At 66.4% G+C, this 23,068-nt stretch carries 21 protein-coding genes; 7 read left to right on the top strand and 14 right to left on the bottom strand.

What is annotated here, in order from left to right:
- The 10 genes from ABLE94_RS01890 to ABLE94_RS01845 all read right to left on the bottom strand — a co-directional run.
- Positions 1-236, bottom strand: a 236-nt coding sequence (locus tag ABLE94_RS01890) for a hypothetical protein (protein ID WP_348807888.1), incomplete at its 3' end; no start/stop codon positions are given.
- A gap of 648 nt (positions 237-884) precedes the next feature.
- Positions 885-2,561 carry a phospho-sugar mutase gene (locus tag ABLE94_RS01885; RefSeq protein ID WP_348807887.1) on the bottom strand — a complete coding sequence of 559 codons (1,677 nt, stop codon included), beginning with the start codon at positions 2,559-2,561 and terminating at the stop codon, positions 885-887.
- Positions 2,562-2,609: 48 nt separating this feature from the next.
- Positions 2,610-3,485 (bottom strand): SDR family NAD(P)-dependent oxidoreductase, encoded by an 876-nt coding sequence (locus tag ABLE94_RS01880; protein WP_425476108.1) that lies wholly within the window; start codon positions 3,483-3,485, stop codon positions 2,610-2,612.
- Between the two features lie 14 nt (positions 3,486-3,499).
- Positions 3,500-4,765, bottom strand: a complete 1,266-nt coding sequence (locus ABLE94_RS01875) for a hypothetical protein (RefSeq protein WP_348807885.1) — start codon at positions 4,763-4,765, stop codon at positions 3,500-3,502.
- Positions 4,766-4,781: 16 nt separating this feature from the next.
- Positions 4,782-5,324 (bottom strand): Cif family virulence factor, encoded by a 543-nt coding sequence (locus ABLE94_RS01870; protein WP_348807884.1) that lies wholly within the window; start codon positions 5,322-5,324, stop codon positions 4,782-4,784.
- Between the two features lie 24 nt (positions 5,325-5,348).
- On the bottom strand, positions 5,349-5,543 hold the full coding sequence (locus ABLE94_RS01865) for a ferredoxin (protein ID WP_348806829.1): 195 nt from the start codon (positions 5,541-5,543) through the stop codon (positions 5,349-5,351).
- A 2-nt stretch (positions 5,544-5,545) separates the two neighbouring features.
- Positions 5,546-6,904, bottom strand: coding sequence for a cytochrome P450 (locus ABLE94_RS01860; protein ID WP_348807883.1), 1,359 nt, complete (start codon positions 6,902-6,904; stop codon positions 5,546-5,548).
- Positions 6,901-7,716 carry an SDR family oxidoreductase gene (locus tag ABLE94_RS01855; protein ID WP_348807882.1) on the bottom strand — a complete coding sequence of 272 codons (816 nt, stop codon included), beginning with the start codon at positions 7,714-7,716 and terminating at the stop codon, positions 6,901-6,903. Before ABLE94_RS01855 ends, ABLE94_RS01860 begins: the two co-directional genes overlap by 4 nt.
- Positions 7,716-8,951 (bottom strand): cytochrome P450, encoded by a 1,236-nt coding sequence (locus ABLE94_RS01850; protein WP_348807881.1) that lies wholly within the window; start codon positions 8,949-8,951, stop codon positions 7,716-7,718. Before ABLE94_RS01850 ends, ABLE94_RS01855 begins: the two co-directional genes overlap by 1 nt.
- Before the next feature lie 13 nt (positions 8,952-8,964).
- Positions 8,965-9,555 carry a TetR/AcrR family transcriptional regulator gene (locus ABLE94_RS01845; RefSeq protein ID WP_348807880.1) on the bottom strand — a complete coding sequence of 197 codons (591 nt, stop codon included), beginning with the start codon at positions 9,553-9,555 and terminating at the stop codon, positions 8,965-8,967.
- Positions 9,556-9,649: 94 nt separating this feature from the next.
- Between ABLE94_RS01845 and ABLE94_RS01840 the strand changes: the two genes are divergently transcribed.
- From ABLE94_RS01840 to ABLE94_RS01815, 6 genes are all read left to right on the top strand, one after another.
- Positions 9,650-11,116, top strand: coding sequence for an aldehyde dehydrogenase (locus ABLE94_RS01840; protein ID WP_348807879.1), 1,467 nt, complete (start codon positions 9,650-9,652; stop codon positions 11,114-11,116).
- Positions 11,117-11,423: 307 nt separating this feature from the next.
- Positions 11,424-12,161: an SDR family oxidoreductase gene (locus tag ABLE94_RS01835; protein WP_348806796.1), complete on the top strand. Its 738-nt coding sequence runs from the start codon at positions 11,424-11,426 to the stop codon at positions 12,159-12,161.
- On the top strand, positions 12,158-13,045 hold the full coding sequence (locus ABLE94_RS01830) for an NAD(P)-dependent oxidoreductase (RefSeq protein ID WP_348806795.1): 888 nt from the start codon (positions 12,158-12,160) through the stop codon (positions 13,043-13,045). Before ABLE94_RS01835 ends, ABLE94_RS01830 begins: the two co-directional genes overlap by 4 nt.
- On the top strand, positions 13,042-13,464 hold the full coding sequence (locus ABLE94_RS01825) for a carboxymuconolactone decarboxylase family protein (RefSeq protein WP_348806794.1): 423 nt from the start codon (positions 13,042-13,044) through the stop codon (positions 13,462-13,464). The genes ABLE94_RS01830 and ABLE94_RS01825 overlap by 4 nt, the downstream gene beginning before the upstream one ends.
- A 17-nt stretch (positions 13,465-13,481) precedes the next feature.
- A complete protein-coding gene (locus ABLE94_RS01820) occupies positions 13,482-14,864 on the top strand; it encodes an alpha/beta hydrolase domain-containing protein (RefSeq protein ID WP_348807878.1) in 1,383 nt (460 codons plus the stop codon).
- Positions 14,865-15,329: 465 nt separating this feature from the next.
- Positions 15,330-16,955, top strand: a complete 1,626-nt coding sequence (locus ABLE94_RS01815; protein ID WP_348807877.1) for an HNH endonuclease signature motif containing protein — start codon at positions 15,330-15,332, stop codon at positions 16,953-16,955.
- Between the two features lie 284 nt (positions 16,956-17,239).
- Here ABLE94_RS01815 and ABLE94_RS01810 read toward each other — a convergent pair whose 3' ends face one another.
- Genes ABLE94_RS01810 through ABLE94_RS01795 form a run of 4 tightly spaced genes read right to left on the bottom strand, consistent with a single transcriptional unit; the run spans position 17,240 to position 22,279 of the window.
- On the bottom strand, positions 17,240-18,361 hold the full coding sequence (locus ABLE94_RS01810; protein ID WP_348806791.1) for an alpha/beta hydrolase family protein: 1,122 nt from the start codon (positions 18,359-18,361) through the stop codon (positions 17,240-17,242).
- Positions 18,358-19,779, bottom strand: a complete 1,422-nt coding sequence (locus ABLE94_RS01805) for a wax ester/triacylglycerol synthase domain-containing protein (protein ID WP_348807876.1) — start codon at positions 19,777-19,779, stop codon at positions 18,358-18,360. The genes ABLE94_RS01810 and ABLE94_RS01805 overlap by 4 nt, the downstream gene beginning before the upstream one ends.
- A gap of 4 nt (positions 19,780-19,783) precedes the next feature.
- Positions 19,784-21,487 carry an AMP-binding protein gene (locus ABLE94_RS01800; RefSeq protein ID WP_348806789.1) on the bottom strand — a complete coding sequence of 568 codons (1,704 nt, stop codon included), beginning with the start codon at positions 21,485-21,487 and terminating at the stop codon, positions 19,784-19,786.
- An 18-nt stretch (positions 21,488-21,505) separates the two neighbouring features.
- Positions 21,506-22,279 (bottom strand): lysophospholipid acyltransferase family protein, encoded by a 774-nt coding sequence (locus tag ABLE94_RS01795; RefSeq protein WP_348807875.1) that lies wholly within the window; start codon positions 22,277-22,279, stop codon positions 21,506-21,508.
- A 111-nt stretch (positions 22,280-22,390) separates the two neighbouring features.
- Here ABLE94_RS01795 and ABLE94_RS01790 point away from each other — a divergent pair, with 111 nt between their 5' ends.
- Positions 22,391-23,065: a PaaI family thioesterase gene (locus ABLE94_RS01790; RefSeq protein ID WP_348806787.1), complete on the top strand. Its 675-nt coding sequence runs from the start codon at positions 22,391-22,393 to the stop codon at positions 23,063-23,065.
- Positions 23,066-23,068 lie beyond the last annotated feature (3 nt).

Genomic DNA, 23,068 nt, shown 5'->3' with positions numbered 1-23,068 from the left:
GCACCGGTGGTGTGCACGTTGGTCTGATGGCCCGAGAGCAGCATCTCGTCGTATACGGTGTGCCCGATCCGCGCCGCCGACAACACTTTCCGTGCGATCACTTGTCGTTCCTGGCGTTGCAACGATCGGGCCAGGGCGGTGGCCGCCTCGACGGGGAGGTGATCGATCATGGCCGCGTCGTCGGCGGTCATCGACAACTCTGGTGCCTTGCTACTGCCAATCATGTTGGTGGCCATGATATTCACCTCCTCTGCTCGGTCGGATCAACTGAACTGAGTCAAGTGTAGCGACGACCACCGACAAGTTTTTCCGGCGCGGAATCGGTTGGCGTGGCCCGGTTTGGATGTCCAGTTGCGGAAGTGGCCTCGATACGCGACGAGCTCGCTACGCTCGCGCGGCGCACTCGACCAGCGGGGGTTGCCCACCGCTGGCCGAGTGGGGCGGAGCTTGCGGAGCCCCGTATCGAGGCCACTGTGGTGAGTGGGAGCTGTTGCTTGGGTGGAGCTTTCGACTTGCGGAAGTGGTCTCGACCTCGATAGGCTCGGCCCGGCGGATACGCGACAAGCTCGCTACGCTCGCGCGGCGCACTCGACCAGTGGGGGTTGCGGAACCGGTTGCTTACCCGACACTTTCACCTTGCGAGGGTGGTCTCGACCTCGACAGGCTCGGCCCGGCGGATACGCGACGAGCTCGCTACGCTCGCGCGGCGCACTCGACCAGCGGGGGTAGCTGTTGCGTTGTCGGCATACGGAAGTGGCCTCGACCTCGCCAAGCTCGGCCCGGCGGATACACCGACTCTCAAGATCGCCGGCACTCGGCCAGCGGGGGTTACGTGCACTCGACCAGCGGGCGGACCGGCTCGACCAGCGCGCCTGTCGGTCGAGCTAAAGCTGCAGCAGCGCAGCGAGTTCCGCCTTGATCGTGTCGATGCGCTGTGCTGCGGCTACGCGCGGGATGTCGCCGGCCTCGTCGACGGGCAGGATCACCTCGACGTAGCACTTGAGTTTCGGTTCGGTGCCCGACGGGCGGATGATGACGCGGTCGTCGGCTGCCGTTCGGTACAGCAGCCCGTCCGTCGGCGGCAATCCCGCGTCGCCCAGCGCCAGGTCTGTGTACTGCACCACGGGCGAACCGGCCAGCGACGCAATGCCGTTCGCCCTCAGTCGCGTCATGGCGTCGCCGATCAGCGTCACATCTGCGACGCGGATGCTGAGCTGACCGGTGGCGTGCAACCCGTACATCCGGGCCAGGTGATCGAGTTGATTCTCGAGTGTCTTTCCTTCTGCGGCAAGCTCTTCGATGAGTGTCACGACGCGGACGGCGGCACCGATCCCGTCCTTGTCACGAACCGCCTTCGGGTCGGTGCAGTAGCCGATGGCCTCCTCGTAGCCGAACCGGAGACCGGGGGTGCGCGCGATCCACTTGAATCCGGTGAGGGTCTGCGCCCACCGCAGTCCATGGGCGTCGGCGATACGACCGAGCAACCGGCTCGAGACGATCGAACAGGCCAACACGTCCCCGGACCGCGACGAATCCTCGGCGGCCTGCTCCCCCAGCAGCGCACCGAGCTCATCACCGGTGAGCTGCCGCCAACTCCCGTCGCGTTGCGGGATGGCCACCGAGCATCGGTCGGCGTCCGGGTCGAGGGCGATCACCACGTCGGCGGCCACCTTGACGGCCAGCGCGAGCGCCAGGTCCAGCGCACCGGGCTCCTCCGGGTTGGGGAACGCCACGGTCGGGAAGGCCGGGTCCGGTTCGGACTGCGCCGGCACGGGATGGGCGTCGGTGATGCCGGCGTGATCGAAGACGCGCATCAGTGTGGCACCGCCGACACCGTGCATGGCCGTCGTCACCACGCGCACCGACGACGGTTCCGTCGAGCGCCGGGCCATGGCGTTGACAATGACGTAGAAGTCCACCACGTTCGCTTCGAGGTGAACGATTCCCTCGGTGGTGCGTGGCACCTCATCGGCGGGTGGTGCCACAGTGATGCGCGCGGCGATCTCCGCGTCCGCGGGCGGCACGATCTGCACCCCGGCTCCGTCGGCGTCCGTGGCACGCCCTCCCAGGTACACCTTGTAACCGTTGTCGCCCGGTGGATTGTGCGATGCGGTGATCATGATCCCGGCGTCGGCGCCCGCCCCGCGTACGGTGAATGCCGTCACCGGGGTCGGCAGTCGTTTCGGCAATGCAAGTGCCCGCAACCCCGCCCCCGAGAGCACCTCCAGCGCCGCATCCATGAACTCCGAAGAGCCGTCGCGGGCATCGCAACCCACCACCACGGTGATGTCGTCACCCACCGTGTCCAGCAGGTAGCGCGCCAACCCGGCGGTCGCCCGGATCACCACGGCGACGTTCATCCGGGACTCACCGGCCCCCACCGCAGCACGGAGACCGGCGGTACCGAACTCCAATGGCCCCTCGAAACGTGACGTCAGGTCTGCCAACGCGGCATCGTCGCCGGCCTGCGCGGACGTGATCAGGGTGGTCAGTTCCCTGCGGGTGGCCGCATCCGGGTCGTGCTCGACCCATTCCCGGGCCCGATCGATCAGCGCGCTCATTGCATGGATTGTTCCACGGTGACGCGCCGCCTCGGATCCGGCCCGTCATCACTGTGGAGAGATCGCCTCCGACGCCAGCAACTCGGCCAACTCGGCCATGCTGTACGGCTCGGTCTCCGTGTGGTCACGGTAGGCGATGAAGGTCGGCTGCTGCGGATCGTAGCGGCCGATGAAACCGCCGGACGCGGTGAAGATCTGCCCGGTGATTCCCTCGGCGGCCGGACTGGCGAGGAAGGTGTAGAGCGGCGCAACATATTCCGGCGGAGCCGGGTCGAGGGCCGCATCACGCGTGAAATCGTCGAGGATGCCCCGATCGTGCAGACTCTCGATGTGACGGACGTAGTCATCACCGCTGGACAGCCGCGACTTCGCGCCCGGCATCACCACATTGATCCGCACCCCGAGCGGTTGCAGGTCGCCCGCGGCGGCCAGCGCCAGAGCGTTCACCCCGCCTTTGGCCGCCGGGTAGCCGCTGCCACCGAAGGTCCCCAGCGACGCGGCCGATCCGGTGAGCACGATCGACCCCGAATGTTGCTCGGCGAACACCTTTCCCGAGGCCTGACAGATGTGGAAGGCACTCATCAGGTGGGCGTCGACCTGCTCACGGAACTCGTCGGCGGAGATCGTGAGGACCGTCGAACCGGCGGGTTCGGCGATGCCGGCGCAATTGATGGCGATGTCGAGCGCCCCGAACCCCGACAGTGCCGCGTCGACCATCTTCTCCGCGACACCGGCCTGCCCCGCCGAACCGCACACCCCGACCGCATAGCCACCACCGCCGGTGATCTCGTCGACGGTGGCGGCCACCGCCTCCTCGTCACGTCCGTTGACGACCAGCGACACCCCTCGACCGGCCAGCGCATACGCCACCGCGAGACCGATCCCCCGTGTCGCACCGGCGATCACGGCGACCTGTCCGGCCATGCCCACCCCCGCCATCAGACGCCGCTGGCGACCGGGGTGATCGGAATGGACCGGCCCCGGTCGGTGAACGAGAAGTCGGCCCCGGAACTGAACCGCGCGATCGCCACCTCACCGGATTCCTTCTGCGCGTCACCACCCACGGTGTAGCGCACCCGCAGACCGTCGTCGGTGGTCTCCGCCGCACTGATCGTCCAGTGCGGTTCCACCGCAACACCGATGGCCTGCAACGGCTCACAGTGATCGACGGTGAGCAGCGTGCACCATCCGCCATCGTGCGTCGCCGGCGAATCCGACGGGATGTCGACGATGACGTCGTCGCCGTCGATCGTCGCCGTGACACCGGTGTACTGCCGCGGCCCGAGGACCGGCACCAGGCGGATGACCTCGGCGAGGGCCTGCGCATCCGAACCTAGCCGCAACGCCGACCGCAACCGATCCGCCGACAACCCCGCGATGCCGGTGAACTGTTTGCGGTAGATCTCGGTGACCTGCTCGGCCGATTCGGCGTACCGGCGCAGACTGATCAGGAATCCCAGTGCGAGTAGTTGGTGTTGCAACGCAACCTCTTCAGCGATGCGCACCAACGCCGAATGCGACCATTCGGCGAACTGCAGATCCTCCACCAGGGCACCGCGGTAGTCGACGAGACCGTCGGCGGTCGCGTCGATCGGGCTGAGTTCGAGCTGCGCGGCGTTGGTGGTGAACATCTGCTCCGCATCCACCGGGAGGGGGAGCTCCTCGCGATCGGGTTCGATCGTGACGGTCCACGCGCAGTGCGGATTCCGATCGACGGGACGTCGTGGCGGCCGGTGGATCGGCCGAATCCGCGCACGTCGATTGGTGGCGATCGCGGTGGCGTCGAAGGTGGGGTCCTCGATGTCGTGGCACATCGCGGTGACGTATTCGTCGCCGAGGGGTTCCACATCCATCAGTGCGCCGCAGTGATCGAGCACGAATGATCCGTGGTACTTGTCGGTGATCTCGTACCGGAAGTCCATGAATTGTGGTGGGGCGCCGATGTCGAGTTGCAGACATTTGAACATGTCCTCGACGCCGTCGCCGTCGATGCCGAGCGCGGTCCGCATCCGGTGGGTGTAGACGGGACTGGCGGCCATCCATTCCTCGATGGCCACCTTCGTCATCGTCTCGCGCCCGAAGGCACTGATCAGGTGCGCCATGCCGCTGCGGTCGATCAACTGCCCCGACAGCAACAGTTCCGGCACGAGCCCGGCGAGCTCGTCGCCGGTGAGATCTGAATACGAGTGGGCTGATTCGCTCATCTTCAGTGCGCTCGTCTCACCAGAACGGGACCGGGGCCTTGCCGAACGGATACCAGCCCGGCTGATCTCCGGTGGCCTTCTCGATCCGCTTGAGCATGCCGTCGCTCATGGCGTTGTTCTTCAGCATCTCGATGAACAGCGCCGACACGTTGCCGTAGTCGAAGAAGTCACGCTGCCAGGAGAATTGGAAGTTCCCGGCGTAGCGGAACCAGCTGCCCTGAATCCCTTCGAGGGCGTACCGGCTACCGTCGTCGCGGGTGCCCTCGTACACCTGCTTCCACAGGCCGATCATCGATCCGGTCCGATCGTCGATCACCCACTCCTGGTACGGATACTCCCAGCCCTCGAGACCTTCCATCTCCTGGCCGAGTGCGATCTCCCGGATCTCGTCGCGTCCGACGGCCATGAAGTCCTTGTCCGGCCCGTAGTTCCATCCGTAGGTGGCGTCCTCGGTGTAGAACTCCGCGAGGGGTTTCCAGTCGCCGGCCTTCTCCGCCACGACGTTGGCGTCGAGCCAGCGTTGTTTCATCTCTTCCAGTTCGGCACGATCAAAAGCCATGTTCTCGGTCCTCAATTCTCTCGTTCAGTCGTCTTCGACGATCCGCAAAGCTTGGGTGGGGCAATACATCACGGCGGCCTCGACTTCGGCACGCTGATCCTCGCCGGGATGCGCATCGAGGATCTCCACGTGATCCATCTGTGCCGCAAAGACCTTCGGGGCCTCCAGCTCACACATCCCATGCCCTTGGCACAGGTCGAGATCCACCTCGATGCGCATCATCACGCACCTGTTCGGCCGCGCCGGCGGTAGCGCACCCGGCAGGGTTGCGCCAACTGCACGACCATCTTGGAGTGGTCGTTGTGGTAGGACTCCGGCGGCTGGGCCATCTCGAACTCGTAGTTCTGGAACAGCACCGAGAAGATCGCCTTCAGCTGCATGATCGCGAATTGTGCTCCCACACAACGGTGCCGGCCCGCACCGAACGGAATCCAGGTCCACCGGTTGACCAGATCCTCCTGACGTGGCTTCTCATACCGGTCCGGATCGAAGGAGTCCGCGTCCGGGAAGTCCTCGGAGATCCGATTGGAGACGGCGGGACTGACCGCGATCATCTGACCCTTGGTGACCTCGAACTCCTCGATGTGAAAATCGTTCTGCACCAATCGCATCAAGATGATGAGCGGCGGATGCAACCGCAGCGTCTCCTTGAGGGCGTTCTCCAGCTTCGGCATCTGCCGGGTGTGGGCGAAGGTGTACTCGGGGCGTTCACCGGCAGGTGTGTCACCGTAGATCTCGTCGAGTTCGGCGTACACCTGCGCCATGTACTCGGGGTTGCGCAGCAGTTCGATGAGCGTCCACGCGGCGGTGCCCTGCGTGGTGTGGTGCCCGGCGAACATCATCGAGATGAACATGCCGGTGATGGTGTTGGCGTCGAAACCCACCTGGACGAGCACGTCCATCAGGTCCCGATCCTCTTTGTTCTCGGTGGGATTGGCGATCCGGTCGTTCATCACCCCCTGGATGAACTCGACCAACTCCGCACGTGCGGCGTCGCGGCGGCGGAAGCTCTCGATGTCGGCGTGCATGTCGACATAGGCGATCGGGTCGGTGCCCTTCTCCAGATCGTGGAACAACTCCGACACATGCTTCGTGAGTTGCTCACGGAACTTCCGCCCGATCAGGCAGGCCGACGAGGTGTACAGCGTCAGTTCCCCGAAGAACTCGAGGAGGTCGATCTCGCCGTCCTCACCCCAGTTCGCGATCATCCGCTCTGCCTCATTGGGGATGGTGACCGCATGCTGCTTCATGTGCGCGCCCTTGAGCGCCGAGTTGTGGATCGCCTTCGACCGTTCCTCGGGGCTGGCGTCGAAGACGACACCCTCACCGAACACCGGCGTCATGAAGGGGTAGGCGGCGGCCTGATCGAGATCCTCCTCCGGTGCCCGGAAGAACTCCTCGTTGGCGGCGGCACCGGAGACGAGGACCACCTCGCGGTCGGCGAGCTGGAACTGCCCGACGTCGCCACATTCCTCCCGGACCCGCCAGAACAGGCCGATCGGATCGGACGCGAGTTCGTCGAGGTGGCCGTGTTCGCCGTCGCCACCCGAGACCCGTTTGGGTGTGGTCACCGTGGTCATTGGTCGGGTCCTTCCGATTGTGGGCTGCTGCTGAGTTTGGTCTTGGGTACCGCTCCCTCGGCCTCCACCTCCACCGAGCGCATGTGCGCCCCGCGCGGCATGGTGACCATGGCGGCGACGGCCTGCGCGATGTGTTCGGGGGACAGGAAATTGCCGTGCCGGGCGAGTCCGTGCTTGATCCAGTCGTTGAGCATGTCCTCGGTGGTCTTCGGGTCGAGGTTCATGCCCATGCCGGTGAGGGTCTGGCCGGGCCGGACGACTCCGGCCCGCACTCCGGTGCCCTCGAGTTCGAGTTGGATGGTCGACACCAGGCCGTCGATGCCGGACTTGGCGGCGACGTACGCCGAGGACCACGGTCGTGGGCGGATCGCGACGTCGGAGCCGATGAACACGATATCGCCGCGGGTGCGGTCGATCATGCCGCCGATGACGGCCCGAAAGACGCGGTAGGCGCCGTTGAGGTGGATGTTGATCTGATCGGCGAAGTCCTCGGGCGTGGTCTGGTACGACAGCCCGACGGCCAGATCGCCGGCGCCGAGCACCGCGATCTCCAGATCGCCCAGTGCTGCTTGTGATTTGGCGACGCAGTCGAGCACCGAGGCGTCGTCGGTGACGTCGAGGGGGACGGCGACGGCCTCACCGCCGGCGGCGGTGATCTTGTCGGCGAGTTCCTGCAGTTTCTCGACGCGGCGTGCGGCCAGGGCCACGGGATGGCCTGCGGCGGCGAGCCATTCGGCGGTCGCGGCACCGATGCCGGAGGAGGCACCGGCCACCAGGACCGGACGCCGGGTGGGATGAGGGATGAAGGCCATCAGCGCACCGTCACTTTCACGGGGAGTTCGGCGAATCCGCGGACGTTGACCGAGTGCACGCGGACGGCGTTGTCGATGTCGATGTCGACGGAGGTGATCGAGCGGGCGACCGCCGCGAGTCCGATGTTGGCCTCCAGTCGGGCCAGGTGCGCTCCGAGGCAGAAGTGGGTTCCCATACCGAAACTCATCAGCGCCTGGCTGCAGTCCCGGCCGATCTGGTAGCTCGCCGCGTCGTCGAAGACGTCGTCGTCGCGATTGGCCGAGCCGACGAGCAGCAGGACCCGTTGTCCCGCGGGGATCGTGTGGTCGCCGTAGGTGACGTCGGCGGCCACCCGCCGCAGGACCATCTGGGTGGAGTTGTCATACCGCAGGGTCTCCTCGGTCCAGTCTGGGACGAGGTCGACATCGCTGATCACCTTGGCGAGTTCGGCCGGGTGCCGCCATGCCCAATACAGGGCATTGGCAAGGAGTTTGGTGGTGGTCTCGTTGCCGGCGACCACCATCAGCACCATGAATCCGACGATCTCGTCCTCGGACAGGCTGGTCTTCTCGCCGGTTTCGTCGTCGTCGATCTCGGCGGTGATGAGCGCGGACACGAGGTCGTCACCGAGGTTGTCACGGCGTTCGGCGATCAGCGCGGTGTAGTACTTGTGCAGTTCGATGTAGGCATAGACCGCGGCCTCGGGGATGTCGAGGACGCCCTCTTCACGGTGGAGTAACAGGTCCGATTGCCGGCGCAGGAAGGCGCGGTCACTTTCGGGTACGCCGAGGAGTTCGGAGACGACGTCCATCGGGAGCAGTCCGGCGAAGTCGGCGACGTAGTCGAATTCGCCCTTCTCCAAGCACTTCTCCCAGTGCGCGTCGGTCAGCGCGGTGATCCGTTCGGACAGGTCGTTGACGCGCCGCGGGGTGAATCCCTTGCTCACCAGCTTCCGGATCCGCATGTGCTTCGGATCGTCCATCGCGAGGAAGGACATGGACTTGTGGGCGTCGGGGCCGTAGGACGAGGGGTCCATCGACACGCCCCACGCGTTGGACAGGTTCACCGCGTCACGAAAGGCGCTGCGCACGTCGCCATGCCGGGCCAGCGCCCAGAAATCCTGGGCCTCGTTGTAGTACACCGGCGCGTCGGCGCGCAGCCGCGCATAGGTGGGATACGGATCTTCGTGGAAGTCATAGGCGTACGGATCGAAAGGGATCCGCTGCTCCATGCCGGCGACGGCGAGGTCGGTCATCGGATGTGCTCCATCATTGCGGCTGGTTCTCCATCAGTAGGTGGGCTGCGGCGACAAGGCGATCGGAGGTCTGTTCGTAGCTGAGATGCCCCATCCCGGCGTGGACGAGGCCGCCGGCGTAGAGCATTTCGAGGGCGTCGACGACCGGCCCGGGGTTCTCCGGGTCGACCTCGAGGGCGGCGGCGAGGCGCTGGCGGATGAAGCCACCGATGCGCAGCCGCAGGTGCTCGACGTCGGGGTCGGTGCCCAGCAGTGCGACGGTGACCGCCCCGCCGAGTTGCCCCTCCCCCGCGACCACCAGCGAGACGTCGCGCAGGACCTGTGCCACACGGTCTTTCGGTGCGATGGCCGGGTCCGGTTCGGCGACTCCCTGCGCCAGGCGGCGCCAGAACACCTCGGCGACAAGGTGACTCTTCGACGAGAAGTAGGTGTAGGCGGTCGCCGGCGCAACACCGGCGCGTTTGGCGACCGCCCGGACCGTCAGCCCGTCGAAGCCCTCCTCGTTGAGCACCTCGACGGCCGCGTCGGTCAGTCGGGCAACCGTCTCGGCCTGCTGGGTGGTCAACCGTCGTCGGGTGGATTCCTGGGACACGGGGCTGGACATGTGACCGACGCTACACTAGGTTTGAACGCGAGTCCAGACACCTGTCCAGATGCCCTTCCAGTCAGATGCCCTTCCAGTCATTGGAGCCCAGTTCATGACTCTCAGACCCGAGTCCGCGTCCGACCTCCTCGTCGACGGCAAACTCATTCCCGGTGGCGGCGGCGTTTTCGACGTCGTCAACCCGGCCACCGAGGAGGTGATCGGCGCGGCCGCCGACGCCACCGCCGAGGACATGGACGCGGCCATCGCTGCCGCTCGTCGCGCCTTCGACACCACCGACTGGTCACGCGATCACGCGTTCCGCGCACGCTGCCTCCGACAACTCCGCGACGCCCTGCTCGGCCACGGCGACGAGTTCAAGGCCCTGACCACCGCGGAGGTCGGCGCACCCGCCTTCCTCACCGGCGGCCCCCAGTTCGAGGGACCGGCCACCGACCTCGGCTACTTCGCCGACCTCGCCGAGAACTATCAGTGGACCCGCGACCTCGGCGAGGCCACGCCGATGGGACTGAAGAATCACCGGGAGGTGCGCAGTGAGGCGGTCGGCGTCGTCGGCGCGATCACCCCGTGGAACTTCCCGCACCAGATCAACTTCGCCAAGATCGGGCCGGCGCTGGCCGCCGGGTGCACAGTGGTACTCAAACCCGCACCCGACACCCCGTGGGCGGCGGCGTTGGTCGGCAAGGTGATCGCCGAGGAGACCGATTTCCCGCCCGGCGTCATCAACATCGTCACGTCGTCGGATCATGCTGTCGGAGCACAACTCTCCACCGATCCGCGGGTCGACCTCGTGTCCTTCACCGGGTCCACCGCGACCGGCAAGAAGGTGATGGAGGCGGCGTCGGCGACGCTGAAGAAGGTGTTCCTCGAACTCGGCGGCAAGTCGGCATTCATCGTTCTCGACGACGCCGACCTCAAAAGTGCCTGCGCGATGGCCGCTTTCGCCGTCGTCACCCACGCCGGTCAGGGCTGCGCGATCACCACCCGCCTGCTGGTGCCCCGCACGCAACTCGACGAGGCGATCGCCGCGACCCGCGACGCGATGGCCGGTCTGCCCGCCGCCGACCCGTCCGATCCCGGAACCATCTGTGGCCCGCTGATTTCCGCGCGACAACGCGAGCGCGTCGAGTCCTACATCGCGCTGGCCCGCGAGGAGGGCGGCACCATCGAGATCGGCGGTGGACGCCCGGCCGACAAGGAGAAGGGGTTCTTCGTCGAACCCACCCTCATCTCCGGCCTGGACAACTCCGCCCGCGTCGCCCGGGAGGAGATCTTCGGCCCGGTGCTGGTGATCATCCCGTTCGACGATGACGACGACGCGATCCGCATCGCCAACGACTCGCCCTACGGCCTCTCCGGCATGGTGTACGGCACCGACGAGGACCGGATCAACAAGGTGGTCAACGGAGTTCGTACCGGAACCATGGGCGTCAACGGCGGTATCTGGTATTCCGCCGACGTCCCCTTCGGTGGCTACAAGGCCTCCGGCATCGGCCGGGAGATGGGTGTCGCCGGCTTCGAGGAGTACCTCGAGACGAAGGCCGTCGCCCGGCCGGCGTGAGTCCACCCGCCTCGCTGATCGAGTGCCGCTTACCCGCTAAACGAGATCACCCTCCCCCGCCGGTTGAGTAGCGACGCGCGAGCGAAGCGAGCCCGACGCGTATCGAAACCCCCATCCCCCGTTGATCGAGTGCCGCTTACCCGCTAAACGAGATCACCCTCCCCCGCCGGTTGAGTAGCGACGCGCGAGCGAAGCGAGCCCGACGCGTATCGAAACCCCCATCCCCCGTTGATCGAGTGCCGACGAGCGCCTTGCGTTGAGCTTGTCGAAACGAGTCGGTGTATCGAGATCACAGAAAGAGAACCCCATGACCTCCTCCCGTTTCACCGACAAGACCATGATCGTGACCGGCGCGGCCGGCGGCATCGGCGAAGCCTACGCCCGCGCCTTGGCCGGCGAGGGCGCCAACGTCGTCGTCGCCGACCTCAATGACGAGGCCGGTGAGAAGGTGGCCGCCGACATCGGTGGCCGCTACGTGCACACCGACGTCTCCGACCCGGAGTCGGCGAAAGCGCTGGCGCAGAGCACCGTCGACGCCTACGGCAGTATCGACGGTCTGGTCAACAACGCCGCCATCTACGGCGGCATGAAGCTCGACTTCCTCATCACCGTGCCGTGGGACTATTACAAGAAGTTCATGAGCGTCAATCTCGACGGCGCACTGAACGTCACCCGCGAGGTGTACCCGCACATGACGAACGGCGGCGCCATCGTCAACCAATCCTCCACCGCCGCATGGCTCTACAGCGGCTTCTACGGACTGGCGAAGGTCGGCGTCAACGGTCTGACGCAGCAACTGGCCACCGAACTCGGCGGGCAGAACATCCGCGTCAACGCCATCGCACCCGGACCGATCGACACCGAGGCCACGCGGACCACCACTCCCAAGGAGATGGTCGACGACATCGTGAACCGGCTGCCGCTCAAGCGGTTCGGCACGCCCGAAGACCTTGTGGGAATGTGCTTGTTCCTGTTGAGCGACGAGGCGAGCTGGATCACCGGCCAGATCTTCAATGTCGACGGCGGACAGGTCATCCGGTCGTGAGCGCTGCACAACGCGCCGATGCACCGCGCATCGGCTATGTGGGACTGGGCAATATCGGTGCTCCGATGGCCGCTCGTCTGGCGAAGGCTCCGGGGGGCCTGACGGTTTTCGATCTCTCCGCGGAGGCGGTCGGCAAGCTGGTCGATCAGGGTGCGCAGGCGGCGGATTCGCTTGCCGCACTGGCCGAGACCTCCGACATCATCGGCATCTGCGTGGTCACCGACGACCAGGTACGCACGGTGGTGGCCGGCGACGGCGGCCTGCTGTCGGCGGCGGCTCCCGGCACCGTCATCACCGTTCATTCGACGATCGGCCCGGATACCGCTGTGGAGCTGGCCGAGGTGTGCGCCGCCCAGGGGGTCACACTTCTCGACGCCCCGATCTCCGGTGGCGCGCCCGGCGCCGAACAGGGACGCCTCGCCATCATGGTGGGCGGACCACGCGACGCCTACACCGCGATCAAGGAACCGTTCTCCCTCACCGCGGACATGATCGTGCACGCCGGTGAGCAGGTCGGCGCCGGCACGAAGATGAAGCTGGCCCGGAATCTGTTGCACTTCATCTCGTTCACCGCGACCACCGAGGCATCCCGGTTGGCCGAGGCCGCGGGCATCGACATCGCCAAACTCGGAAAGGTGGTGCGCCACACCGACGCCATCACCGGAGCGGCCGGCGCGATCATGTTGCGCGACACGACCGCCGAGATCGAACCCGACGATTTCTGGTACGGCGTCTTCATTCACGTGCGAACGTTGGGAGAGAAGGACCTGTCCCTGGCATTGGCCCTCGGCGCAGAACTCGGTGTCGAGCTACCCCTCGGAACGCAGGCCTATGAGGATCTGGCACGCGGTCTCGGCGTGCCGCATCACGAAGGAGAGTCATGACCAGCACCGACAGCCCGCAGGCAGCAGCGACACAGACCGAACGGCGACGTCGTGGCCTGGACATGATGACCCAGGTGTACGGCTGGGAGATGTCCGACGGTCCGGGACTGCATTTCGCGCATACCGCCGATCAACTGTTCGCCGAGGTGTGGACGCGTGAGGGCCTGTCCATCCGCGACCGTCGGCTGATCCTGCTCGGTGCGCTCGCGGCCGGCGGGCAGGTCGACGTCGCGGAGATCCAGGCGGGTGCCGCTCTCGGCAACGACGAACTCACCCCGGAACAGCTCGAGGAGATCGCCCTGTTCCTCTGCTACTACGTCGGTTGGCCGATCGGCACCAAGATGAACATGATGTTCGGCGAGGTGATCAAGCGACACCGCAAGGCCACCGCGAAAGCCGCGGCCGACCAGCAGGGCTGACGGATACGATCGAGTACATGACTGCCACGTCCGCACCGACGCAGATCACCTTCACCGAGCTCACCGGGGGAGATGGCCACAACATCCTGTCGGCCAATCCCGGACCGGATCTGTCGGCGGCGGGATACACCGAAACCGAGTACTCCGCATCGGGTCTGGCCCGACGGTTCGCCGCCGACGACGGTGACCTCCGCGAGGTGGACACCGCAGAGTTCGCCACGCGAGTGTTGGTGCGTCGCCCGGAGGACGACGCCGACTTCAACGGGCACGTCGTCGTCGAATGGTTCAACGTGTCCAGCGGAACCGACTCCGCACCCGAATACACCTACCTGGCACCGGAGATCATCCGTTCCGGCTATGCCTGGGTGGGGGTGTCGGCGCAGTACGCCGGCGTCGAGGGCGGCGCCGGATCGGTGGGCATGGATGACGGATCGGCACCGCAACGCCTGGCCGACAAGCATCCTGAACGCTATGCCGCGCTGCATCATCCGGGCGACGGGTACAGCTACGACATCTTCGGCGCGATCGGCGCCGCACTCGCCGATGCCGATGTCGAGGGACATCCGTTGACCGGGTTATCGGTTCGTCGGCTGCTTGCCGCCGGGGAATCCCAGTCGGCGATGGCCTTGACCACCTACACCAATCACTTTGCGCGTCGACACAACGTGTTTCACGGCATCCTGATCCACAGTCGTTCGCTGGGTACGTTGCCACTGGGCGATGCGGGCGGTCCGGTGGACATCACCGAGGCCTACCGCGGTGTTCCCGTACCGATCTCTGCTGATGTCGAGGTACCGGTCTTCGTCGTCCAGACCGAGACCGACGTCCTGACGAACTTCCAGTATGTGCAAGCGCGGCAGCCGGATTCGACGCTTTTCCGCGCCTGGGAGGTGGCCGGCACGTCACATGCCGACATCGCGCAGATCGGCGAGTACGAATCGATGCTGGGGTGTCCGGCACCGGTGAACCGCGGCCAGCAACGCTTTGTGTTGCGAGCGGCGCTGCATCATCTGCGCGAGTGGCTGCGGGATGAGACCGAACCGCCGGTCGCCACACCACTTCTCGTCGTCGACTCCGGCGACGGCATGCGCTTTGAACTCGACACCATCGGCAACGCACGCGACGGCGTGCGAACACCGTGCGTCGACGTGCCGACGCAGATCCTCAGTGGCGTCGTGACCGCCGACGTGCCGCGGATCTGTGTCCTCTTCGGCGTCACCACTCCCCTGCCGCCCACCGTCATCGCCGGGTTGTACACCGGTGACACCGACTATGTGCAGCGGTACGCCGATGCCGTGGACGCTGCGATCGAGGCGGGGTTCGTTCTCTCCGCGGACCGCGATGAACTGCTAGCCGACGCCCGCACCGATCTCGTCGTGGACGCGGAAGCGTTCCGCTGAACGCTGGACCCTTGCGCTGATCGAGTGCACGCAACCCCCCGGCTGGCCGAGTGCGCGCAGCCCCGCTGGCCGAGCGCACGCAACTCCCGCTGGCCGAGTGCCGACGAGCTTGCGAGTCGGTGTATCGAGGCCACTTCCGCATGCCGAAAGCTCCACCCAAGCAACAGCTCCCACTCACCACAGTGGCCTCGACCTCGACAGGCTCGGCCGGCGGATACGGGGCTCCGCAAGCTCCGCCCCACTCGGCCAGCAGTGGGCAACCCTCGCTGGTCGAGTGCGCCGCGCGAGCGAAGCGAGCTCGTCGCGTATCCGCCGGGCCGAGCTCGTCGGGGTCGAGACCACTTCCGCGAATTGACAGCGAAACCGGTCTACCCCCAACCGATTCTGCGCCAACAAAGTTGTCGTACCCCCTCGTTACACTTGACTCAGTTCAGTTGATCCGACCGAGCAGAGGAGGTGAACATCATGGCCACCAACATGATTGGCAGCAGCAAGGCACCAGAGTTGTCGATGACCGCCGCCGACGCCGCCATGATCGATCACCTCCCCGTAGAGGCCGCGACCGCTCTGGCCCGATCCCTGCAACGCCAGGAACGACAGGTGATCGCACGGAAAGTGTTGTCGGCGGCGCGGATCGGGCACACCGTGTACGACGAGATGCTGCTCTCGGGCCATCAATCCAACGTGCACACCACCGGCGCCGTCGACAAAGCCGTCACCGGCAAGGTATCCACCACCCTCGGAGTATCGGTGCCGCAGGCCACATCGTGGATGACGCTCAGCTTCCTGCTGTCAACGCTCCCGACCGTGACCGCCGCATTCCTCGACGGTGACCACTCCCTGGAACGCATCCGCATCATCGCCAACGAGATCGCCGTCCTGTCCGACGACGACGTCCGCGCCTTCGCCGAAACCCGCGCGCTGCAACTGGCCGAACGTAATCAGGCTGATAAGACATTGCGGGATCAGGTCGTCGAGATGGTGATCGCCCTGGATCCCGACGGTGCCGCCGACCGACGCGAAGAAGCCGCCGCACGCGACCAGAACGTGCGAGTGCGTCGGGACACCAACGGGCACTGCAGCATCTCCGTCTACGCCCCCGGAGAAATGGGAGCCCACCTCGCCGCGCGGATCGCGAAAATGATCAGTGAACGGATCTGCCCACGTGATCCGCGTCGTCAAGGTCAGGTGCAGGTCGCGGCATTCGCCGAAATCCAAGGACTACCCGGCGCGTACCTGTCGTGCGAGTGCGGTCGAGGTGACTGCTCCCGGGCGATCCCGCTGCCGGAAGAACCCACCGACCTCGACATCGACCCCGACGACGACGCGACTGATCTGTCTGTCGATGTCGCCGACGATGGGGACGCCGATCCCGAGACGACCGACGATCCCCAGTCGGACGCCGACGTGACCGACGATCCCGAGACGATCACCGACGACGCTGACTGTGACGACGCCGACTGTGCGGCAACGGATACCGTCGAGGCGCAACCGGACACCGACACCGACACCGATTCGCAGTTGTCGCTGTCGTTGATCACCGACCCGTCAGGGCAGCGGGAGGCCCGGCTGGAGTACTTCGGGGTTGTCGACGACGCTCATGCCAGAGCGTTGATCAGTTCAGGACAGTTGGTGACCGTCACCGAGTTTCCCACCCTCGACATCCCCAGCATCAACACCACCACCTCACTGGACCGGATACCGGCGGCATGGCGCCGCCTCGACGATCCGTTCCCCGCGGCACCGATCGACCCCACCGGACACGGCGGACATTTCCTCCCGCCGCCGGGTGCGTTGACGTATCGGATACCGGCGTGGTTGCGGGAGAAGATCATCGAGTTGGATGGCACCTGCCGGTACCCGCACTGCGGGCGACCGGCCAGTGACTGCCAGATCGATCACCTGGTCAAATTCGTGCACCAGGATCCGATCACCGGTGGCTGGACCGTGGAATTCAACCTGATGCCGCTGTGCACCCCGGACCACCAACGAAAACACATGGGCTTGTTGATCCCCACCATGCTCGCCGATCGGGCGGTCATCTGGCGCGATCCGGTCACCGGGGAGACCATCACCACCTATCCGCGGTAGGTCACTGCCGTCGGGTGGTGCTGCGCTGCGATCGGGTTCCAGGACCGTGTTGCGTGGTCTCGAGGCTCGTCGCCCAGGGGCTCCTCGCACCTCGACCGGCGGGAGTCAGGCTGCGCTGCAGTCGGTTTCCGGAACCGGGTTGCGAAGGTGGTCTCGATCTCGACAAGCTCGGCCCGGCGGATATGTTGCGGGAGTGGTCTCGACCTCGACAAGCTCGGCCCGACGGATACGCGACGAGCTCGCCCCGTGACGCCCTGTCCGAGAACCTTCGAATACCCGCGAGCTCAGGTCAGGAAGCTGTCGACGGCGCGGTGGATGTCTCGGGACATGGCATGGCCGACGTGACTTCCGTGGTACCAGTGCACTTTTCCGCCCCAGTGCGCGTGGAGGCGTCGTGCTGCGCCCAGTGAGGTGACGCGGTCGTTGAGGGCCGCGATCACCAGGCGACGATCGGGCGTGGGGTACGGGTCCACCGACAGCGGGTCGATGACGGAGGTGACGGCGGTGACCGGGTCCGAACGCATCAGGGCCGCCAGGTCGCGGCCGCGGGGACCGGCCCGTTCCATGTGATGGGCCAGGGTGCCGTGGACGTCGAGCATCGGCACCACGGCGATGACACCCGACACGCGGGGCTCCAGCGAGGCCACCAGCGCGGCGATCGGTCCGCCCAATGATGTTCCGGACAGCACGATCTCACTCGGATCCCACTGCGAGATCCATTCGATCAGGGCACGGATCTCGGTGACCGCGCGCACCGTGAGCAACACATTGACCAACGGATCCAGGCCCGGATACGCGACGGAACGACGTCGGCGGGCACCGTGCGCAGGGAGAACCGGAAAGGCGACGTCGTAGCCGAGTTGCCCGTACAGGTGTGCGGCCCGGAAGGCGTAGAGATCATCGGATCGACCCTGCGCGGCTCCGTGCACCCAGATCAGCCACCGGCCACCACTCCGACTCCGGCTGAGCACCCGCGCCGAACTGTAGGTTCCCGCATAGGGATCGACGTCGGCAACCGAGGCCGGCAGGAAACCGTCGACCAGATAGTCGACATGATCGAAACGGGTGGTCCCGAACATCTTCCGGGTCTGCGACGCGATCCGCGGAACGCGCGGACGCCGATGAATACCTTCCACACCCAGCCCCGCCAGTTCGGGCGCAACCGCCGCACACCGCTCGACGTATCTCTCGATCGTTTCCGTGGACGGGATCTCGCGGATCACGGAGTTGATGGCGATGAAGAACTCGTCCAGCGCCGTCTCACCGATGGCCCGCGCCCCGGCCGACGTTGGTGGCACCCCTGCGGTGACATCACCGCGGCCGGCGTGACGGGTGCTCGCGATCGCGCGGGGCAACACCCCGGCGAAGAGACCGAGACGTGCAGCCCCCGTGGACCAATCGATCAACGATCGCCCCGAACCAGATCGCCGCCGAGCAGACCGCGATCGGACAGGGCCGCGTGCACCTCGTCGAGGGACTCGGCGACGCGTCGCAGGAACCGGTGTGGATCGGGCATCGACTCCGGTGTTGCGATCAGCCCCATCGACAGCGTGCCGGCGTAACTGTAGGTGGTCAGGTTGACATCGGCGGGTGCGATGGCGAGGGCGAAGGAGATCCAGTCGATCACCTCGACGCCGCCGACCCATCGGGTCTGACGCGGTCCCGGCATGTTCGCGGTCGTGATGGTGTTCATGATCCGAGGCGCCCGGTGCGCGGCGAGGTTACGGAAGGTCGGTGCCAGGCGACCGGTGTACGTCGACATCCGGTCGGTCATCTCGAAGCCCACCTTCTTACGCCGACCGACCGCCGCGGCGCAACTCTCGGCGGTGGCGGTGATCCGTTCCACCGGATCGGCGATGTCGGTGCGCATATACGCTGCGGCAGTGGCGATCTCATTCCCTCGGGTCCGTGTCGACGCGAGATCGCGGCACACCCCGAACACAGTGACCGACCGGTGCGTCAGATCATCTCCGCGATCGGCCAATTCGGACCGCATGGCGCCGGCGATGATGCCGTGCAGGGCACCGTTGACGGTGGTACCCAGCGCAACCGCGATACGTTGGACGTCGGCCAGCGGGATTCCACCGCTCGCACAGACGCGTTCACCGCCCGACGGCGTGTTGAAACTGGTCCGCCGCACGGTCAGGGGACGTGGAATATGTTCGGCGGCATCGGTATCCGAGGCGATCCGGGCCGCTCGCGCGAATGTCGACATGACCCGCGGTATCGCGGCCAGCAGACTCCGCGATTCCCGACGTGCACTGCGGGTGAGGTCGGCTCGGCTCGGCAGGGTGTGCGGACGGCGCACCGGGGCCACCTCGACGACGCCACCCTCCTCCGACGTCGCGGCCATCAGGGTGTTGAGGGCGGCCAGACCGTCGGCGACCGCGTGATGGACCCGCACGACCACCGCCTGACGACCTCCGGCGAGACCGTGCACCAGGGTCAGCGCCCACAGTGCACGCGATCGATCCAGCTGGTGCACAGCGAGTTCCGACAGCGCCGCGTCGAGCTGCGCCCGCCCACCCGGGGCGGGGAGGGAGATCTCGTCGAGGTGGTCGGCCACATCGAAGTCCTCGTCGGCGACCCAGAACGGACGGGCCTTACGCCCCGGTGCGCATTGCACCCGTTGGGTGGCGCGCGGGAACATGCCCAGGTAGTCGGGCAGGACGTCGACCAGTTCGCCCAGCGTCACCGGCCGACCACGACGTCGCGTATCCAGGATCGCCACCTTCAGCGTGTGCATCGGGGTGGTCGGAGTCTCCATGTTGAACATCAGGGCGTCGGGCCCACTGAAGCGTTCGGACCCACTGAAGCGTTCCATCGTCTCAACCCACCTTCCGTTCGCCCGCGGAATCCGAAACCATCTCGCCGAGAGTCCGTTTCACCACTTTCCCGGTGGCATTGCGCGGCAACTCGGAGATGAAATGCACGTCGCGCGGCACCTTGAATCCGGCCAGACGGTCACGCACGTGAGCCCGCAGATCGTCGGCGGTGACCATCGCGTCGGCACTGACGAGACCACCGCCGCGGCGGACCACATAGGCGGCCAGGCGTTGTCCGAAACGTTCGTCGTCGACGCCGACCACCGCGACCTCACCGACGCCCGGACATTCGGCGAGGACCTGCTCGACCTCGAGCGGGTACACGTTCTCTCCGCCGGAGACGATCATCTCGTCGTCACGTCCCACCACGAACAGTCGACCGTTCTCGTCGATCCGGCCCAGGTCGCCGGACACCATGTGCGCGCCGGCGAAATCCTTGGTGTCGTCGGTGGTGTATCCGTCGAAGGCCGAGGCACCGGCGACGACGATGCGCCCGATCTCGCCGGGCGCCACCTCGTGGTCGGCGTCGTCGAGGATGCGGACGTCGGTGCCGACCAGGGGCCGTCCGGCGGTGTCGGGTGCAGCGCGCAGGTCGGCGGGTACGGCGGTGGAGATCAGGCCGGCCTCGGTGGCGTTGTAGCTGTTGTAGACGACGTCGCCGAAACGATTCATGAAGGCCAGCAACGCATCCGACCGCATGCGCGACCCGCTGGCGGTGACGAAACGCAAGGAGGACCCGGTGTACCGGTCGAGCACCTCGTCGGGCAGGTCCATGATCCGTTCGAGCATCACCGGCACCACGGCCAGTCCGGTGGCGCGGTGACGGTCGACGAGGTCGAGGGTGGCCTCCGGGTCGAAGCGGCGGCGCATCACCATGGTGGCGCTCAGCGTGGCCGCGATGGCGACCTGCCCGAATCCCCACGCATGGAAGATGGGTGCGGCGATCACGGTGGGTTCGCCTGCGCGCCAAGGGATGCGGTCGAGGATCGCGGCAAGCGAAGCCACATCGGTGCTGCCGCCACGTCGAGCACCCTTGGGAGTGCCCGTGGTTCCCGAGGTAAGCAGCACGACGCGGCCGGCGCGCGGCGGCGTGGGCACCCGTTGCCCGGCGTGATCGGCGATCACCGATTCGACGGTGCCGACGGCATGCGGCATCGGATAGTTGTCGGGGTCGTCGACCCACGCCCGCAGACAGCGAAGCCGAGGCAGTCGAGCCGCGGCGGAACCGACGAGCTCGCCGAACTCGTCGTCGACGATGAGCAGGTCGGCGCCCTCGCGGTCGAGGACCTCGGCGAACTGGGGGCCGGCGAAACCCGTGTTGAGCAGAATGGCGTCGGCGCCGAGTCGCGATGTGGCAGCCAGGGATTCGACGAGACCGGCGTGGTTGCGGCACATGATGGCCACCCGCGCAGGCCGATCGGGGCGACGCGGCCCGATGAGCTCACCCAAGCCGGCGGCCAGTGCGTCGGCGCGTCGGTCGAGTTGGCCCCAGGTGAGTGAGCCCGCCTCGTCGATGATGGCAACCCGGTCCGGGGTGCGGGCAGCGGCCAGCCCGATGCCGCTGACCGGCGACGGACCGCCGTGCCTCCGCAGGTTCAGGCCCATCCGGACGTAGCGGTCGGGGCGGGCCAGGCTCAGGAACCCGCTGCGCAACAGGACTCCGGTCAGCCAGACGAGGGAACGGAGACGGTCGAGGATCGCGATCATGGTGGTATCCAAGAAGATTCAGCCGAGCACGGGGAGTCGGCGCTTGCGGGCAAGGTCGTCGAGGGCGTGTTGCATGTGCTTGCGGATCATCTGGTCGACCTCGGCGATGTCGGGGTCGGTCCCGAACTCGGCACGGATGTCGATGGGGTCCAGCACGCGTGTGGTCATCTTGGACGGCAGCGGGATGTTCGCCGGTAGTCCCGCGGTGAGCCCGAAGGGAAAGCCGAGCGACAGCGGCGTGCCCTTGATACGCAACAGCTTGTCGAGGCGTAGCAGTTTGGCGAGACCTTCGCCCCGGGTGAGGAACCACTGGGTCTCCTGCGCACCGATGGTGACGATCGGGACGATCGGCACGTCGGCCTCCAGAGCGGTCCGGATGTAGCCGGTGCGGCCGCCGAAGTCGATCCTGGCGTCGTCGCGACTCGGTCGCATCACATCCCAATCACCACCGGGGAAGACCAGCGTCGCGGCACCCGATTCCAGTGCTGCGACCGCGTTGCGCGGATGGGCCCGCAGGAAGCCGAACTTGCTCAGCAGCGCACCGCCACCGACCTGGAACAGGATGTCGTGGGCGAGGGTGTAGAGCGGCCGCGCGGGCCCGAAGTGATCGGCGAAGGCCACCGCGATCAACGGCACGTCGAACGCCAGCAGGCCGCCCGAATGATTGGAGATCAGCAGCGCCCCACCGTCGGGTACCTTCTCCATCCCCTGGACGTCGGACCGGAAGTATCCCTTGGAGATCAGCGACAGCAGGGGCATCGCCTGGCGCACCCAGGTCTCGTCCCACTCCATGGTCGCCTCCTCGCATTTCCCAGAACTAGAACAGGTTCTAGATGTAAATTGGAACACGTTCTAGACGATCTCGCCAGTTCGTCCCACTCGCACACCTCCGGGAGCGGCCCCATGCAGTTCACCCTCGAGGACATCTCCGATGCCGAGATCGCCCGCCGCCGCGGCGTCTATGAGCCGTTGACCGAATCGGTCCGCGAACTCATCGATGCCGCCATCCGCACCGAGGTCCCCGACGAGGTGATCGGCGAGGCGCGTCGACGGATCGACGAGGTCGTGGCGATGTTGCGGGCCGAACAGATCGACGGCCCATACGGCGTGCGCTACACCCCCGACTTCATCGGAATGCCGTGGGGTAACGCCGTCATCGGCGTCCGCAACGCGATAGCGCCACCGCTGCGCACCCGGTTTCACGACAACGAGGTGTCCGCGGAGTTCACCCTCGGCGCGGCCTACGAGGGCCCGGACCATCACGTCCACGGCGGTGTGTGCGCGATGATCCTCGATCACGTACTCGGCGAGGGCGCCAGCCTCGACAACGTGCCCTGCTACACCGGCACCATCACAGTGCGCTACCTGCGCCCCACTCCCCTCGGCACACTGACCGCACGCGCGTCCATCGTCGCCCGAGACGGCCGCAAGAAGATCGTCCGCGGCACCCTCTCCGACGCCGACGGCGTGACCGTGGAGGCCGAGGGTGTGTTCATCGCACCGAAGGACTGGTCGGGGCAGATGCCGCGGAGGGCCGACAAGTACGTCGACGAGAGCCTCGTGGACAAGGAGAGCTGAACG

The organism is Gordonia sp. VNK1 (genome assembly GCF_040049135.1).
Classification (GTDB): domain Bacteria; phylum Actinomycetota; class Actinomycetes; order Mycobacteriales; family Mycobacteriaceae; genus Gordonia; species Gordonia oleivorans.
This window is presented reverse-complemented; position numbering and strand designations above follow the sequence as displayed.